Annotated in this window: 16 protein-coding genes; 14 read left to right on the forward strand and 2 right to left on the reverse strand. The window is 69.6% G+C overall.

The genetic code is table 11. The features are described 5' to 3' along the window. The first annotated feature begins 42 nt into the window (after window positions 1-42). The 3 genes from EDF48_RS03825 (at window position 43) to EDF48_RS03835 (ending at window position 1,821) form a co-directional block, all read left to right on the forward strand. Window positions 43-408, forward strand: coding sequence for an SMI1/KNR4 family protein (locus EDF48_RS03825; protein ID WP_131878246.1), 366 nt, complete (start codon window positions 43-45; stop codon window positions 406-408). Window positions 409-411: 3 nt separating this feature from the next. Then, window positions 412-951 carry an RNA 2'-phosphotransferase gene (locus EDF48_RS03830; protein ID WP_131878248.1) on the forward strand — a complete coding sequence of 180 codons (540 nt, stop codon included), beginning with the start codon at window positions 412-414 and terminating at the stop codon, window positions 949-951. Between the two features lie 87 nt (window positions 952-1,038). Beyond that, on the forward strand, window positions 1,039-1,821 hold the full coding sequence (locus EDF48_RS03835; RefSeq protein ID WP_165901091.1) for an ankyrin repeat domain-containing protein: 783 nt from the start codon (window positions 1,039-1,041) through the stop codon (window positions 1,819-1,821). Between the two features lie 88 nt (window positions 1,822-1,909). Here the strand turns inward: EDF48_RS03835 and rmuC are convergent, their stop codons facing one another. Further along, window positions 1,910-3,172 carry a DNA recombination protein RmuC gene (gene rmuC, locus EDF48_RS03840; protein WP_131878252.1) on the reverse strand — a complete coding sequence of 421 codons (1,263 nt, stop codon included), beginning with the start codon at window positions 3,170-3,172 and terminating at the stop codon, window positions 1,910-1,912. A 212-nt stretch (window positions 3,173-3,384) separates the two neighbouring features. Here rmuC and iolC point away from each other — a divergent pair, with 212 nt between their 5' ends. The 11 genes from iolC to EDF48_RS03895 all read left to right on the forward strand — a co-directional run bounded on the left by iolC (window position 3,385) and on the right by EDF48_RS03895 (window position 15,651). After that, window positions 3,385-4,416 carry a 5-dehydro-2-deoxygluconokinase gene (gene iolC, locus EDF48_RS03845; protein ID WP_131878254.1) on the forward strand — a complete coding sequence of 344 codons (1,032 nt, stop codon included), beginning with the start codon at window positions 3,385-3,387 and terminating at the stop codon, window positions 4,414-4,416. Then, window positions 4,409-5,365, forward strand: coding sequence for a deoxyribose-phosphate aldolase (locus tag EDF48_RS03850; RefSeq protein ID WP_207913216.1), 957 nt, complete (start codon window positions 4,409-4,411; stop codon window positions 5,363-5,365). The genes iolC and EDF48_RS03850 overlap by 8 nt, the downstream gene beginning before the upstream one ends. Next, on the forward strand, window positions 5,362-6,873 hold the full coding sequence (locus EDF48_RS03855; protein WP_173169470.1) for a CoA-acylating methylmalonate-semialdehyde dehydrogenase: 1,512 nt from the start codon (window positions 5,362-5,364) through the stop codon (window positions 6,871-6,873). Before EDF48_RS03850 ends, EDF48_RS03855 begins: the two co-directional genes overlap by 4 nt. Window positions 6,874-6,881: 8 nt before the next feature. Then, the gene (iolB, locus tag EDF48_RS03860) at window positions 6,882-7,814 is read left to right on the forward strand and encodes a 5-deoxy-glucuronate isomerase (protein WP_131878256.1); all 933 of its coding nucleotides are present in this window, start codon (window positions 6,882-6,884) and stop codon (window positions 7,812-7,814) included. 17 nt (window positions 7,815-7,831) lie between these two features. Then, window positions 7,832-9,739 carry a 3D-(3,5/4)-trihydroxycyclohexane-1,2-dione acylhydrolase (decyclizing) gene (gene iolD, locus EDF48_RS03865; protein ID WP_207913224.1) on the forward strand — a complete coding sequence of 636 codons (1,908 nt, stop codon included), beginning with the start codon at window positions 7,832-7,834 and terminating at the stop codon, window positions 9,737-9,739. 50 nt (window positions 9,740-9,789) lie between these two features. Further along, window positions 9,790-10,716, forward strand: a complete 927-nt coding sequence (locus tag EDF48_RS03870; protein ID WP_131878260.1) for a sugar phosphate isomerase/epimerase — start codon at window positions 9,790-9,792, stop codon at window positions 10,714-10,716. A gap of 50 nt (window positions 10,717-10,766) precedes the next feature. Further along, window positions 10,767-11,798: a Gfo/Idh/MocA family oxidoreductase gene (locus EDF48_RS03875; RefSeq protein WP_131878262.1), complete on the forward strand. Its 1,032-nt coding sequence runs from the start codon at window positions 10,767-10,769 to the stop codon at window positions 11,796-11,798. Window positions 11,799-11,801: 3 nt separating this feature from the next. After that, a complete protein-coding gene (locus tag EDF48_RS03880; RefSeq protein ID WP_123938993.1) occupies window positions 11,802-12,671 on the forward strand; it encodes a sugar phosphate isomerase/epimerase family protein in 870 nt (289 codons plus the stop codon). After that, complete coding sequence (locus EDF48_RS03885) at window positions 12,668-13,780, forward strand: transaldolase family protein (RefSeq protein WP_123340670.1); 1,113 nt, start codon at window positions 12,668-12,670, stop codon at window positions 13,778-13,780. The genes EDF48_RS03880 and EDF48_RS03885 overlap by 4 nt, the downstream gene beginning before the upstream one ends. Before the next feature lie 146 nt (window positions 13,781-13,926). Next, a complete protein-coding gene (locus EDF48_RS03890; RefSeq protein WP_131878264.1) occupies window positions 13,927-15,120 on the forward strand; it encodes a Gfo/Idh/MocA family oxidoreductase in 1,194 nt (397 codons plus the stop codon). A gap of 123 nt (window positions 15,121-15,243) precedes the next feature. Then, the gene (locus EDF48_RS03895) at window positions 15,244-15,651 is read left to right on the forward strand and encodes a tautomerase family protein (RefSeq protein WP_131878266.1); all 408 of its coding nucleotides are present in this window, start codon (window positions 15,244-15,246) and stop codon (window positions 15,649-15,651) included. Window positions 15,652-15,818: 167 nt separating this feature from the next. Here EDF48_RS03895 and EDF48_RS03900 read toward each other — a convergent pair whose 3' ends face one another. Continuing rightward, window positions 15,819-16,577, reverse strand: a complete 759-nt coding sequence (locus tag EDF48_RS03900) for a GntR family transcriptional regulator (protein WP_123294141.1) — start codon at window positions 16,575-16,577, stop codon at window positions 15,819-15,821. Window positions 16,578-16,643 lie beyond the last annotated feature (66 nt).

A 16,643-nucleotide genomic window follows, 5' to 3' on the forward strand; every position in this document is an offset into this window, starting at 1 on the left:
CGTCGACTAACAACCGTCGAGGAACGGCAAGTCGAGGCGCGCTTGATCGCGCCCGAGGGATTCCAGTACCCCGAGCGCTTCCAACGTGCCCTTGCACAAGACCCGCTTCCCGACATCGATCCCTTCATGTGGACGTCTGAGTACGAGAGCCAGACAGAGAACTGGGCTGACATCGTTGGGGAGCAGTATCCGACCCGTTCCCTCGTGCCCTTCGCGAAGCACCAGGACACGGACGACGTGTTCTGTTTCGACGGTGGCGACCGTTCGGGCAACCCTCCTGTCCTGATCATCCACACGTTCGCTTCGCCCGGGACGGAGTACCGGGGTCAGTGGACGTCGTTCGACGTCTGGTGGGAGGAAATGGAGGAGCACCGAGCAGTGTGGCTCGCGGAGCAGGAAGAGGACTGAGGCATGCCCCGAAAGGACAGGTCGATCAGCAAGGCGATGTCGCATGCGTTGCGGCACGAACCGGGTTCGTACGGGCTGGAGCTCGGCGCCGACGGGAGCGTCCCGCTCGCAGATCTCGCCGGGGCCTTGGCGCGGTCGGGCGTGGACGCAACGGTGGAGGACTTGCGCCGCATCGTCGCCGAGTCTGACAAGCAGCGCTTCGCGGTGGAGGGTGACCGGATCCGCGCACAGTACGGCCACTCGACCGACGAGCGCATCGTGAAGCCAGCGATCGTGCCGCGACCGGTGCTCTGGCACGCGACTTCTCCCGCGGCGGCTGAGTCGATCCTGCGCGATGGTCTCTTGCCCATGGGGCGCCAGTACGCGCATCTGACGACTGATCGAGAGCTGGCGATGCAAGCGGGTCGACGCAAGTCTCCCGCTCCCGTCCTGCTGCGGGTCGATGCGGATCGCGCGCACCGGGAAGGCGTCGAGTTCTCGGAAGGCCACGACCGAGTGACCCTGGCATTGTTCGTTCCCGCGCGGTACCTCTCGGAGAGATGAGAGGTCGATGCGATCGAGATGCTCACTCGTGGTGTTGGCCGATTCGGGACCCGGCGAGGACGTGGAAGGGCTGAACAGCATCATCTTATGAGCACCGCGACGGACAGTTCTGCTTTCTGGGATGCGATCATTGCGGACGATTCGCAGGCGATCGCGAGGATCGCTGCGGAAGGCTTCGAAGGGTCCTCAGCCTCCCGCGCTCATACCGACGCCCTCACGCCCCTCCACTTCGCCGCTCAGCACGGCGCGGTGCATGCGATACGGGCGCTCCTGGACCTCGGGGTGAAGGTGGATGCGCCGGACCGTTGGGGGACGACGCCGCTGCAGCTCGCAGTGGCGAACTCGGGCGGGGGCGGACTCGATCCGGTGAATCTCTTGCTCGATGCCGGAGCGGATCCCTACTCAGTCAACGACCTGGGCGCGACCCCGCTGAGCTACGCTCGGATCCTCGCGGACGCACCCGCCGGACTCATCATCGTGCTGCAGCAGGATCGGATGCTCAAGAGCGATGAATCGGACGCATCAGTCGTGTTCGAGGCCGCGTCGCGTGGGTCGCTCATCGACATGCAATCGGCAATTCGAGCCGATCCGGGCGCGCTCAACTCTGCGGTAGCTGGAGAGACTCCGCTCCGGCTGCTCGTCCGACGTTCTCTCCCCGTACGACCGAATCGATCGAATCCACATCCGCTCGCGGTGGAGGACGCGGTGGCTGGCGCGAAGGGCATGCTGAGCGCCGGAGCGAAAGCTCGGCTGGTCGGTGCAGACGGCTTCACCGCTCAGGGGCTGGCGCGAGCGTTCCTGGCACCGAAGCCGTTGATCAAAGTGCTCGACCGAGCGGCGAAGGAGGAGCGGGGAAGACGCAATCAATGATCGGAAGGCATTGAGACGTCGCTGCGACGGCTCCGGATCGCTGCACGAACGGAGGTGACCGGCGCGGATCGACGCCGCGAGCGGACGGTCAGTCCTCGTCGACCGCCCCCACCAGCTCCGGCGCCGTGAGCAACCGCGGCTCGTCCTCGATCGACGCCGGGTCCGCGATGACCTTCGACTCGTCGAGCAGCGACAACCGCCGTGCACTCGGCAGCACCTGCCGCTCGAGCGACCCCACGAACCGGTTGTAGTCGACGACGGAGCCCCGGATCGAACGCCCGAGCTTGTCGACGTGTCCCGCCATCGTGGACAGTCGGCCGTAGAGTTCGCGCGAGATCCGGAAGAGCTCGTGCGCCTCTTGCGAGACGACGTCCTGCTGCCACGAGAACGCCACCGTCTTCAGCACGGACCACAGGGTCACGGGTGAGGCGAGGGCGATGCGCTTGCGGAACGCGTGGTCGAGCAGCCCGGGGTCGGCGGCGAGGGCGCTCGAGATGAGCGACTCGGACGGGATGAAGGCGACGGTGAGCTCGGGGGAGGCGTCGTACCCGGTCCAGTACTCGCGCGCGGCAAGGGCGTCGACGTGCGCGCGGAGCGCCTTGACGTGCTGCCCGATGAGCGCGTCGCGCCGAGCCCCCTCGGCACCGGTGGCGGTCGCCGGGATCTCGACGGCCTGCAGGTACGCACTGAACGGCACCTTGGCGTCGACTGCGATGGTCTTGCCCCCGGGCAGGTGCACGACCATGTCGGGGCGGGCGGTGCCGGCCGAGGTGGTGACCGAGGACTGCACGTCGAAGTCGACCCGTTCGAGCAACCCGGCGGCCTCGACCACGTTGCGCAGCTGCGTCTCGCCCCACACCCCGCGGGTGCTGTTCGACGACAGGGCGCTGGCCAGGGTGTCGGCGGTGGCGCGCAGGCGTTCCTCGGACTCGGCGGCCGACCGGAGCTGGGCGGACAGGGCGCCGTACTGCTCGCTGCGGGACTGCTCGAGCTCGGCGATCTTCGTGCGCATGACGTCGAGGGTCTGCGCGACGGGGCTGAGGGCGGACAGCACCTTCGACTCGTTCTGGTTCCGGGCCGAGTCCGCGCCGTGCATGCGCTGCACGAGGTGCTCGAGCTCGGCCGAGCGCCGTTCGAGGGAGTCGACCTGTCGGCGGTACTGGGCGTCCTGCGCGTCGAGGCGTTCCTCGGCGTCGCGGCGGACCTCGTCGAGCCGTGTGCGGAGCGCCTCGGCGCTCGCGCGCGACGCGGCGGCGTCGACGCCGGCGCGCGACCGCGCGAGCGACCAGGCGACGACCGCACCGACGGCGATGCCGATCACGAGACCGATGACCAGGGCGAGGATCTGCATGTCGTGACCTTGGCAGGACCCACCGACACCGGGCCTCCCGGCACACCGACACCGGGCCTCCCGGCACACCGACATCGGGCCTCCCGGCACACCGACGCGGCCACGCGCCCGGCGGGACCAGCCCCGAAAACCATGTCATGACATTAGGGCAAACACGGTGTACAGTCGTGAACGTCCGCCGATGAAGCCGCACGGAAGGTCCACCACGTCGCATGACGAACCCCGCTCCCCACGCCTACGACGTGATCACGATGGGACGCGTCAGCGTCGACATCTACCCGCAGCAGACCGGCCCACTCGAAGACGTCACGACGTTCTCGAAGTCCGTCGGCGGCAGCGCGACCAACGTCGCCATCGCCGCAGCGCGCCACGGTGCCGACGCCGCGGTCATCACCCGCACCGGCAACGACCCCTTCGGCCGGTACATCGCCCGCACCCTGCCGGAGTTCGGCGTCGCGAACGCCTTCGTCGAGACGGTCGAGGGGCTGAACACCCCCGTCGCGTTCTGCGAGATCTTCCCGCCGGACGACTTCCCGCTGTACTTCTACCGTGCCCCGAAGGCGCCGGACCTGATGATCACGGCGAAGTCGCTGCCGCTGCACGAGATCGAGCGGGCGAAGATCTTCTGGACCACGGTGACCGGCCTGAGCGAAGAGCCGAGTCGGCAGGCACACCACGTCGCGTACGAAGCGCGCACAGCCGCGCAGAACAGCACGAAGAGCCACACCGTCTTGGACCTGGACTACCGCTCGATGTTCTGGTCGAGCCCCGAGGCCGCGACGCGCGAGGTCGCCGTCGCCCTCGAACACGCCACGGTCGCCGTCGGCAACCGCGAGGAGTGCGAGGTCGCCGTCGGTGAGACCGACCCGATCCGTGCCGCCGACGCCCTGCTCGAGCGCGGCGTCGAGATCGCCATCGTCAAGCAGGGACCCAAGGGGGTGCTGGCGAAGACCCGCGACGAGTTCGTCGAGTTCCGCCCGCACCACATCGACGTCGTCAACGGGCTCGGCTCGGGCGACGGCTTCGGTGGCGCGCTGACCCACGGCCTGCTGCAGGGCTGGGGTCTCGAACGGATCCTCGCCTTCTGCAACGCCGCCGGCGCCATCGTCGCGACCCGGTTCGAGTGCTCGACGGCGATGCCCACGAGCGACGAGATCGAGTCGTTCATCGCCAGCAACCCCGCCGACGGCACGAACCACACGAGCACGGGTGCGACCAACACCGAGGAGAAGACCCATGCCTGAGATCAGCCCCGCTGACTTCCAGCGCCTCCGGGACATCCGCGCCGGACAGCCCGAACTGGTGCGGTCCGTGCTCGACGCTCGGCACAAGCGCTCCCTGCTCGCCGACGACGGCAAGCTCTTCATCGTCGCCGCCGACCACCCGGCACGCGGTGCCCTGGCGGTCCGGAACGACGAGTCCGCCATGGCCGACCGCTACGACCTGCTCGAGCGGCTCGTCACGGCGCTCGGTCGCCCCGGCGTCGACGGGGTGCTCGGGACGCCCGACATCCTCGAGGACCTGGCACTGCTCGGCGCCCTCGACGGCAAGGTCGTCGTCGGGTCGATGAACCGCGGCGGGCTGCGCGGCGCGACGTTCGAGATGGACGACCGCTACACCGCGTACTCGGCGCAGGCCATCAAGGACTCCGGGCTCGACTTCGCCAAGCTCCTGGTGCGCATCGCGCTCGAGGACTCGGGCACGGCCCCGACGCTCGAGGCCACGGCCCGTGCGGTCAGCGAAGCCGCCGCACTCCAGCTGCCGATCATGCTCGAGCCGTTCATGTCCGCGTGGCAGGACGGCCGGGTCGTGAACGACCTGACCGCCGACGCCGTCATCACCTCGATGGCGATCGCCGCGGGCCTGGGGGAGTCCAGCGCCTACAGCTGGCTGAAGATCCCGGTCGTCGACGACATGGAGCGGGTGATGGCGGCGACGACGCTGCCGACGCTCCTGCTCGGTGGCGACCCGTCGAGCAAGCCGCTCGAGACGTACGCCAAGTGGGCTGATGCCCTCGCGCTCCCCGGCGTGCGCGGCCTGGTCGTCGGCCGCACCCTGCTCTACCCGCCGGACGGCGACGTCGCCACCGCGGTCGACGTGGCCGCCGGCCTCGTCCACACCGGGAGCGCCGGCACCGCGAACGCCGGCACCACGCACGACCAAGCCACCACACTCGAAGGAAGCAACGCATGACCACCACGGAGACCGCCACCACCACCGTCGGCCACTGGATCGGCGGCAAGCACGTCGAGTCCGCGTCGGGCAACAGCGCCCCCGTGTACGACCCGGCCCTGGGCGTCGCGACGAAGCAGGTCGCCCTGGCGAACGAGGACGAGATCCAGGCCGCCATCGCGAGCGCCAAGGCGGCGTTCCCGGCATGGAGCAACCTGTCGCTCACCAAGCGCCAGCAGATCCTGTTCTCGTTCCGCGAGATCCTGAACCGCGACAAGGGCGAGCTCGCCGAGATCATCACGAGCGAGCACGGCAAGGTCATCGACGACGCCCTGGGTGAGATCGCCCGTGGGCAGGAGGTCGTGGAGCTCGCGACGAACATCCCGAGCCTGCTCAAGGGCGAGTTCTCCGACCAGGTCTCGACCGGCATCGACGTGTACTCGATCCGGCAGCCGCTCGGCGTCGTGGGCATCATCAGCCCCTTCAACTTCCCGGCGATGGTGCCGCTGTGGTTCCTGCCGATCGCGATCGCCGCGGGCAACACCGTCGTGCTGAAGCCGTCCGAGAAGGACCCGAGCGCCGCCATCTGGCTTGCCGAGAAGTTCTCCGAGGCCGGTCTCCCCGACGGTGTCTTCAACGTCCTCAACGGCGACAAGCTGAGCGTCGACGGCCTGCTCACGAGCCCCGACGTCGAGTCGATCTCGTTCGTCGGTTCCACGCCGATCGCGCAGTACGTCTACGAGACGGGCACGAAGCACGGCAAGCGCGTGCAGGCCCTGGGCGGCGCGAAGAACCACATGCTGGTGCTGCCGGACGCCGACCTCGACCTGGTCGCGGACAACGCCATCAACGCGGGCTTCGGCTCCGCCGGTGAGCGCTGCATGGCGATCTCGGTCGTCGTCGCCGTCGAGCCGGTGGCCGACGAGCTCATCCAGAAGATCAAGGACCGCGCGGCCACCCTGCGCATCGGCGACGGTCGTCGCGGATGCGACATGGGCCCGCTCGTCACGAAGCAGCACCGTGACAAGGTCGCCTCGTACATCGAGGTCGCAGAGCAGGACGGTGCGGTGGTTGTGGTGGACGGCCGCACCGTCCGACCCGACGGCGACGAGAACGGCTTCTGGCTGGGCCCGACGCTGATCGACCAGGTCCCCACCACGAGCCGCGTCTACACCGAGGAGATCTTCGGCCCGGTGCTGAGCGTCGTCCGCGTCGCCACGTACGAAGAGGGCCTCGAGCTCATCAACAGCGGTGCGTACGGCAACGGGACCGCCATCTTCACCAACGACGGCGGCGCTGCCCGTCGATTCCAGCGCGACGTGCAGGTCGGCATGATCGGCATCAACGTCCCGATCCCCGTGCCGGTCGCGTACTTCTCGTTCGGCGGCTGGAAGAACTCGCTGTTCGGTGACCACAAGGCGTACGGCGCCGACGGCGTGAGCTTCTTCACCCGCCAGAAGGCGATCACGAGCCGCTGGCTCGACCCGTCGCACGGCGGCATCAACCTCGGCTTCCCGTCGAACAACTGAGCCGCAGCATGGCGAACGAACAGCACGAGCACGACCAGTGGTTCATCCCGAAGGGGAGCCGGCCGGAGGCCGGCTGGACCGACGTCGTCGACGGCCGCATCGCAGGATGGGCGCACACCGGGCTCCGGACCGGCACCCTGACGGACGGTGACCCGACCGGCGCGCGCGAGTTGCGCCTCCCGGCCGACGCCGTGGAGCGCATCGTCGTGCCGCTCGCCGGGTCGTTCCACGTGACCTACGCGGGCGCCGCCGGGGACGGCGAGCAGACCCTGCAGGGGCGCGCGAACGTCTTCGAGGGCCCCACCGACGTCCTGTACCTCGGGTCCGGCACCGCGGCGACGATCACCGGCGCGGGCCGGTTCGCGGTCGCCGAGGCGCCCACCGACACCGTCAAGGCGACCACGTACGTGGCCCGGCAGGACGTGCCGGTGGAGCTCCGCGGTGCCGGGCAGTCCAGCCGCCAGGTGCACAACTTCGGCACCCCTGCGGCCCTCGACGCGGACAAGTTCATCGTGTGCGAGGTGATCACGCCGGCCGGCAACTGGTCGTCGTACCCGCCGCACAAGCACGACACGAACGTGCCGGGCGAGGAGTCGAACCTCGAGGAGATCTACTACTACGAGTCCGCGGTCGCACGCGGCCTCTCCGCTCCGGCCACCGCCGACCCGTTCGCACTGCACCGCACGTACGCATCGGACGACCGTCCGATCGACGAGTTCCGCGAAGTGCGCACCGGCGACGTCGCGCTGGTGCCGCACGGTTGGCACGGTCCCGCCGTCGCCGCCCCCGGCTACGACATGTACTACCTCAACGTGATGGCCGGGCCCGACCCGGAGCGCGTCTGGAACATCACCGACGACCCGGCCCACGGCTGGGTCCGCCAGGCCTGGGCGAGCGAGCAGCTCGACCCGCGCCTGCCCTACGAAAGGAAGCACGCGTGACCACCAACACGCGCCGGATGACCGTCGGCCAGGCACTCGTCGAGTTCCTGGCCAACCAGTGGACCGTCGACGGCGACGTCCGCGAACGCACCATCCCGGGGATCTTCGGCATCTTCGGGCACGGCAACGTCGCCGGCGTCGGACAGGCCATCAAGCAGCTCCACGTCGAACAGCCCGGCCTGCTGCCGTACCACCAGGCGCGCAACGAGCAGGCGATGGTGCACGAGGCCGTCGGCTTCGCCCGCATGCACCGCCGCCGTGCGACCTTCGCCGCGACGGCGTCGGTCGGCCCGGGCGCCGCGAACATGCTCACCGCCGCTGCGCTCGCGACGACGAACCGCCTGCCCGCTCTGCTGCTGCCGTCGGACACGTTCGCGACGCGGACCACCGACCCGGTGCTCCAGCAGATCGAGCTGCCGCACGACACCTCGATCCAGGTGACGGACGCGTTCCGTCCGCTGTCGCGCTACTTCGACCGCGTCGAGCGCCCCGAGCAGCTGTTCTCGATCGCCCTCGCCGCGATGCGCGTGCTCACCGACCCGGCCGAGACCGGTCCCGTGACCATCGCCCTGCCCGAGGACGTGCAGGCCGAGGAGTTCGACGTCCCCGTCGCGTTCCTGCAGCCGCGCGAGTGGCACATCCGTCGTCCGCTGCCCGAGAACGGGCCGCTGGCGCGTGCGGTCGCCGCGATCCGGGGCGCGCAGCGCCCGGTGATCGTCGCGGGCGGCGGCGTGCTGTACTCCGGCGCGGAGCACGAGCTCGCGGCCTTCGTCGAGGCCACCGGCATCCCGGTCGGTACCTCGCAGGCTGGCGGCGGCTCGCTCGTCTGGGACCACCCGCAGTACCTCGGTGGCATCGGCGCGACCGGCACGGCCGCCGCGAACGCGGTCGCCGCGCAGGCGGACGTCGTGATCGGGATCGGCACGCGCTACAGCGACTTCACGACCGCCTCGCGGACCGCGTTCCAGAACCCGGACGTCACGTTCGTGAACGTCAACGTGGCCGCGTTCGACGCGTACAAGCACGGTTCGCAGCTGCCGCTGATCGCGGATGCCCGGGAGGCCCTGGTCGCGTTGACCGCGGCGCTCGCGTCGTCCGGGTCGTCACCCGCAGAGCCCGCGTTCGTCGTCGACGCCGCCTACGCTGCGGAGATCGCGTCGCTGAAGGCGGCGTGGGACGCAGCCGTCGACGGCGCGTTCGCGCCGTCCGGCGCCGACCTGCCCGGTCAGCCGGAGATCATCGGCGCCGTGCAGTCGGTGTCCGACCCGCGCGACGTCGTCATCCAGGCGGCCGGATCGCTGCCCGGCGACCTGCACAAGCTCTGGCGCGTGCAGGACGCCCTCGGTTACCACGTCGAGTACGCGTTCTCGTGCATGGGCTACGAGATCGCCGGCGGCATCGGCGTCCGTCGTGGCGCCCCGGACCGCGACGCGATCGTCATGGTCGGCGACGGCAGCTACCTCATGCTGCACACCGAGCTCGTCACCGCCGTGGCCGAGGGCATCAAGATCATCGTCGTGCTCATCCAGAACCACGGGTACGCGTCGATCGGGCACCTGTCCGAGACCGTCGGGTCCGAGCGCTACGGCACGAAGTACCGCTACCTGGACGAGACGCAGTCGTTCGACAACGGCGACCCGCTGCCGGTCGACCTCGCGGCGAACGCGCGGTCGTACGGCGTCGACGTGATCGAGGTCCAGCCCGGCCCGGACAGCATCGAGGACCTCAAGGCCGCGGTGCGCCAGGCGAAGGCGAACGACCACACCACCCTCGTGCACATCAACTCGGACCCGCTGGTCTACGCCCCCGAGGGCGACGGCTGGTGGGACGTGCCGGTGGCGCAGACCTCGACGCTGTCGAGCACGCAGACCGCCCGCGCCGAGTACGAGCAGCAGGTCGCCGCACAGCGCCCGCTGCTCGGCTGAGCACCACCGTCCACCACAGGCACCACACCCAGAAAGCAGACGACGACGTCATGACCGACACCGCCACCGCCACCGACGCCATCCGGATCGGCACCGCTCCCGACTCGTGGGGCGTCTGGTTCCCCGACGACCCCAACCAGGTGCCGTGGAAGCGCTTCCTCGACGAAGCGGCCGCCGCCGGGTACGAGTGGATCGAGCTCGGACCGTACGGCTACCTGCCGACCGACCCGTCGCAGCTGTCGGACGAGCTCGAGTCGCGCGGGCTGAAGCTGTCCGCCGGAACGGTGTTCACCGGGTTCCACAAGGGTGAGGACCAGTTCCAGCGTGCCTGGGACCAGGCCGTGGCGGTCGCGGGTCTGGCAGCGAAGCTCGGCGCCCAGCACCTCGTGACGATCCCGGACCTGTGGCGCTCGGACGCCACCGAGGAGGTCCTCGAGTCGCGCACCCTGACCGACGAGCAGTGGGACCGCCTCGGCAAGGGCCACGACCAGCTCGGCAAGGCGCTGCTCGAGGAGTACGGCGTCCACCAGCAGTTCCACACCCACGCGGACAGCCACGTCGGCACCTACAAGGAGACCGTGCGGTTCCTGTCGGAGACTGATCCGGCGTACACGAACCTCTGCCTCGACACCGGCCACTTCGCGTACTACGGCGGCGACAACCTCAAGCTCATCGCCGCGCACCCGGAGCGCATCGGGTACCTGCACCTCAAGCAGGTGGACACCGACCTGCTCTTCGACGTGCTGAAGAACGACGTCCCGTTCGCCACCGCCGTGTCGCAGGGGATCATGACCGAGCCGCCGCACGGCACCCCGGAGCTCGCCCCGATCATCGAGGCCGTCGCGAAGATCAACCCGGACGTCTTCGGCATCGTCGAGCAGGACATGTACGGCTGCTCGGTCGATGCCCCCGGCCCGATCGCCGAGCGCACCTTCCAGCACATCTTCGGTTCCACGTCCGCCGCCCGCGTGTCCTGACCGGCCCCGGCAGCCGTCCACGCAGCGTCATCTACCCCAGGAGCACCGCCATGAGCACCACTGACAACCTCCGCGTCGCCGTCGTCGGCGCGGGCGCCATGGGCAGCGACCACATCCGTCGCATCACCTCGACCATCGCCGGCGCCGACGTCGTCGCCATCGTCGACCCCGACTCCGGCCGTGCGACCGCCGCCGCGGCGAAGGCGCCCGGAGCGATCACCGCGGCATCGTTCGAGGAGGCGCTCGACGCCACCCCGATCGACGCCGTCATCGTCGCGACGCCCGGCTTCCTGCACGAGCCGGTCCTGGTGCCGGCGATCGAGCGCGGTCTCGCCGTCCTGTGCGAGAAGCCACTCACGACCTCGGCCGAGGACTCGTTGCGGATCGTCGAGCTCGAGCAGGCGACGTCCGACCGTCCGAAGATCCAGGTTGGCTTCATGCGCCGCTTCGACAAGGGCTACCAGGAGCTGCGCGCGCTGCGCGAGTCCGGGGCCAACGGCGCCCTGCTCGCGCTGCACCACGCGCACCGCAACCCGACCACGCCGCCGAACTTCAGCGAGTCGATGCTCATCCACGACTCGGTGATCCACGAGATCGACATCATCCCGTTCATCACGGGCGAGGCGATCACGAGCGTCGAGGTCAAGAAGCCCCGGAAGAACTCGCTCGCCCCGGCCGACCTGCCCGAGCCGCAGTTCGTGCTGTTCACCACCGAGTCCGGCACCATGGCGATCGTCGAGATCAACGTGAACGCCCAGTTCGGCTACCAGGTCACGACCGACGCGGTGTTCGAGTCCGGTGTCGCGTACATCGGTCGCGAGACCTCGCTCAACCTCGTGTCGCAGGGCGTCTCCGGCCAGGGCGTCACCCCGTCGTTCGTCGAGCGCTTCGGTGCTGCCTACGACGAAGAGGTGCAGCGTTGGGTCGACGCCGCGCGCACCGGTGGCATCGACGGTCCGAGCGCCTGGGACGGCTACACGGCGTCGGTCGTCGCCGAGGTCGCCGTGCGTGCGCAGCAGTCCGGTGCGCACGAGCCGATCACGTACGCCACCGCGAAGCCCGCGTTCTACGAGACGGCCTGATCGATGCCGAAGATCGCACTCGACCCCACGCCGTACCACCACGACCTGTCGCTGCTGGAGTTCCCGCAGAAGGTGGCCGACCTCGGCTACGAGTACCTGCAGCTCACCCCGCACAAGGACTTCATCCCGTTCTACCGGCACCCCACGGCCGACGACGACCTCGTCGACGCGTTCGCCGCGGCGTGCACGACGGCCGGGGTCCAGGTCGCGTCGGTCCTGCCCGTCCTGCGCTGGGCCGGCCCGGACAAGGAGGCCCGCGAGGCCGCCGTCAAGAAGTGGAAGCGGGTCATCGAGATCACGAAGCGCCTGGGCGTGGACACGATCAACACGGAGTTCTCCGGCCGACCCGAACGCGCTGAGGAGTCCGAGGACCAGTTCCACTGGGCGATGGAGGAGCTCCTGCCGATCATCGAGGACTCCGGCATCCGGGTCCTCATCGACCCGCACCCCGACGACTTCGTCGAGGACGGGCTCGAGGCACTCCGGGTGATCCGCGGGCTGAACTCGAAGAGCATCGGCTTCGTCTACGTCGCCTGCCACACGTTCCACTACGGCGGCAACATGGACGAGATCATCGACGCCGCGGGCGACTCGCTGCAGCTCGTGCACGTCGCCGACGCCTACGACCACCACCGGTCGCACGGCCTGCGCTACATCACCAACCCGCCCGGCAACCCGGTCCGCGTGCACCAGCACCTGCCGGTCGGCCAGGCGGACGTCGACTTCGACGCCTTCTGGGCCGCCCTCGACCGGGTCGGCTTCACGGCGCGCGAGGACACCGTCGCGGTGTCGAGCGTCTTCGCCGAGGACGAGAACGCCGACGAGGTCTCGCGCTTCCAGCTCGACACGATCAAGAAGGGACTCACACGATGACCGACACCCTCTCGTCACCGGCGACCACCGACGCCGACGTCCGACCCGTCACGCTGCAGGCCGCGTCGCAGACCGTGACCGCCCTGTGGAACGACTCCGCCGACCCGCGCGAACTGTCCACCGCGATCCACGAGTACGGCGCCGTCGGGGCGACCTGCAACCCGGTGATCGCGTACACCTGCATCAAGCAGGACCCGGAGACCTGGGTGCCGCGCATCCGCGAGATCGCCGCGGAGCACCCGACCGCGGGGGAGTCCTGGATCGGTTGGAAGGCCGTCGAGGAGCTCTCCATCGCGGCGGCCGAGCAGCTGCTGCCCGCGTTCGAGGCGTCCGGCGGCCGCAACGGTCGCCTGTCGATGCAGACCGACCCGCGGTTCCACCGCGACGCCGACGCCCTGGTCGAGCAGGCCGTGCGGTTCTCGCAGCTCGCCCCGAACATCATCGTGAAGATCCCCGCCACCAAGGTCGGCATCGCCGCGATCGAGGAGGCCGCCTACCGCGGGGTCTCGATCAACGCGACGGTGTCGTTCACGGTGCCGCAGGTCGTCGCCGTCGGTGAGGCCATCGAGCGTGCGCTCGACCGTCGTGCCGCCGACGGGCTGCCCGACCAGGAGTTCGGCCACGTCGTCACGCTGATGGCCGGCCGGTTCGACGACTGGCTGAAGACCGTCGTCAAGCGGGACCACGTCATGGTCGACCCCGGCATCCTCGAGTGGGCCGGCGTCGCCGCGGTGAAGAACGCCTACCGGGTGTTCCAGGAGCGTGGCTTCCGGTCGCGCGTGCTCGTCGCCGCCTTCCGGAACGCCTTGCAGTGGTCGGAGTTCCAGGGCGGGGACCTCGTCGTCTCGCCGCCGTTCCAGTGGACGAAGGACATCAACGCGAACGCGTTCCCGTTCCGTCCGGACGCCATCCACGACGAGGTGCCGGCCGACGTCATCGCGGCTCTGCGCGCTGCGACGCCCGAGTTCGCGCGCGGGTACGACGTCGACGGCATGACGATCGACGAGTTCGACCGGTTCGGCGCCACGGTGACGACGCTGCGCCAGTTCCTCGACGCCGACGCGCAGCTCGACGCCCTGGTGCGGGACATCATCTTCCCGCCGAACTGAGCCGAGCCACTTCGTGAGCAGAAGACGTCGGGTCGCCCCAGGTGACCCGACGTCTTCTGCTCACGGTCTTTGTACTGACAAACCACGAGCGATCCCGTACGATGGTTGGCGCGCTCCAATCGGCGCCCACGAACGAAGGAGTTCCCATGGACAGCATCGGTGTCGGCCTCATCTCGGTCGGCTGGATGGGGCGGCTGCACTCCCGCGCCTACCGCGCCCTGCCGGACCACTTCCCGGAGCTCGGCGTGCAGCCCCGGCTCGTCGTCGCCGCGGACCCGATCGAGGCCGCACGTGACCAGGCCGTCACCCGCCTGGGCTACGAGCGGGCGGTCGCCGACTACCACGAGGTCCTCGCCGACCCGGCCGTCGACGTCGTGTCGATCTGCTCGCCGAACTTCCTGCACCGCGAGATGGCGGTCGCCGCTGCCGAGGCCGGCAAGCCGTTCTGGATCGAGAAGCCGATGGGCCGCTACGCCAGCGACTCGCGGCAGATCCACGAGGCCGTCCAGCGCGCGGGCGTCATCACGAGCGTCGGGTTCAACTACCGGCACGCCCCCGCGATCGAGCGGTCGCGCGAACTCGTCCGCAGCGGCCGCCTCGGTCGGATCACGAACGTGCGCGGGTCGCTGCTCGCCGACTACTCGTCCGACCCCGCGGCGCCGCTGACCTGGCGCTTCGAGCGTGAGCGTGCCGGTTCGGGCGTGCTCGGCGACCTGCTGTCGCACGGCCTCGACCTGGCGCAGTACGTGGTCGGCCGGATCGCCAGCGTGAGCGCGCTCGCCGAGACCTTCATCCAGGAGCGCCCGAAGCCGGCCGCGGGCATCGTCGACCGGAGCGCCGCCGCCACCGGCGACCTCGGCCGCGTCGAGAACGAGGACTACGCAGCCCTGCTCTTCCGCTTCGAGGACGGCGCCGTCGGCACCATGGACTCGAGCCGTGTCATGCGGGGGCCGCACGCTGAGTACACGCTCGAGATCTACGGCACCAGGGGGTCGGTGCGGTGGGACTTCCAGCGTCTCAACGAGCTCGAGGTGTACCTCGACGGGCAAGAGGTGGACGGCTACGCCACGCACTACGTCGCCTCGGGTGACGGCGAGTTCGCGCGCTTCCAACCCGGCGCCGGCACGGCCATGGGCTACGACGACCTGAAGACGATCGAGGCCGCTCAGTTCATCGCGAGCGTCCGCCGCGGGGAGCAGCTCGCCCCGTCGGTCGCCGACGGGCTGGCTGCTGCGTCCATCGTCGAGGCGGCGGAGGCGTCCCTCGCCGACGGTGCGTGGCACGACGTCGCGCGCGTCGACGGACCGCTCACCTACGCAGCGGCGACCCCCGTGCTCTAGACGGTCGCGGACGACGGACGGGAGGCGCGATGCCCAGCTGGCACCGCGCCTCCCGTCTCTCTGTTCTTGACTGTCAATCCATGTTAGTTTGTCAGGACAAAGTCCCGAACTGCAGGAGGCACCATGCCGCTCGTCCGTATCGACCTCGCCACCGGCCGCACGCCGCAGGCGGTGCGCGCCATCGCCGACGCGATCCACCAGGCGATCGTCGACGTGTACGCGATCCCCGTGCGCGACCGGTTCCAGGTGATCACCGAGCACCCGGCGCAGCAGATCATCGCCGAGGACGCCGGCCTGGGGTTCGAGCGCACCGATGGCGTCGTCGTGATCCAGGTCTTCACGCAGCGCGGGCGCACCGACGAGGCGAAGACGACGCTGTACGCGGCCATCCACGACGTCCTGGCCGCGATCGGTGTCGCGTCCGAGGACGTCTTCATCGGCTACGTCGAGAACGGCCCGCAGGACTGGTCGTTCGGCTTCGGCCGTGCCCAGTACGTGACCGGCGAGCTCGGCGTGCCCGCGCTCGCCTGAGCGGGGGTCCGTCCGTCTGCCGGTCCTGCGCCCGCTTGCTCCGTCTGCCGGTCCCGAGGTTCCGAAATCTCGGCATCTCGAGGCGTCCAGCGGCCATCCGTGGAACCTCGGCGTCAAGCGTGCGGCAGTTCGTGGAACCTGGACGTCACGCGGTCAGCGCGAACTGCCTACTTGTCGACGAGGGTGACCTCGAACGAGTAGCGGTCGGGGCGGTAGCAGTGCACGCCGTACTCGACCGCGCGGCCCGAGGCGTCGTACGCGGTGCGGCTCATGGTGAGCACGGGGTCGCCGTCCTCGATCTCGAGCAGACCGGCCTCTTCGTCGGTCACTGCGCGGGCACCGATCCGCTGCTTCGCCACCCGCATCGTCACACCGCGACCGCGGAGCAGCTGGTAGAGCCCGTGGTCCTGCAGGTCCTGGTCGGTGATCTCGAGGAACTCCGGCGGCAGGTAGTTCTCGAGGATCGCCATCGGGACGTCCTCGGCGAACCGCACGCGGCGGATGTGCGCCACGATCGTGCCGGGCTCGATGCTGAGGGCTGCGGCGACCTCGTCCGAGGCAGGGACGTCGTTGCGCTCGAGGAGCTTCGTCGCCGGTGCCTGTGACCCCTGGGCCAGGTCGTCGTACAGGCTCGTGAGCTCGACCTTGCGGGTCACCGGGCCGTGCACGACCTGTGTGCCGATGCCGCGGCGGCGGACGAGCAGGCCCTTGTCGACGAGGTCCTGGATCGCCCGGCGGATCGTCGGGCGGGACAGCCCGAGGCGCTCGCCGAGCGCGATCTCGTTCTCGAGACGGGCGCCGGGAGGCATCACACCGGAGCGGATCGACTCCTCGATGCGCGAGGCCACCTGGAAGTAGAGGGGCATGGGACCCGACCGGTCCAGGTCCATGAACAGGTCGGACGGCAGCTGGCCTTCGTTGGTCATCGCGGTCCTTCGGGGAATTGCGGGTTCGGCAGCGATGCCGAGGGATTGTCGTGACAATACCACCGG

The organism is Curtobacterium sp. PhB191, from assembly GCF_004346515.1.
In the GTDB taxonomy this organism is placed as follows: domain Bacteria; phylum Actinomycetota; class Actinomycetes; order Actinomycetales; family Microbacteriaceae; genus Curtobacterium.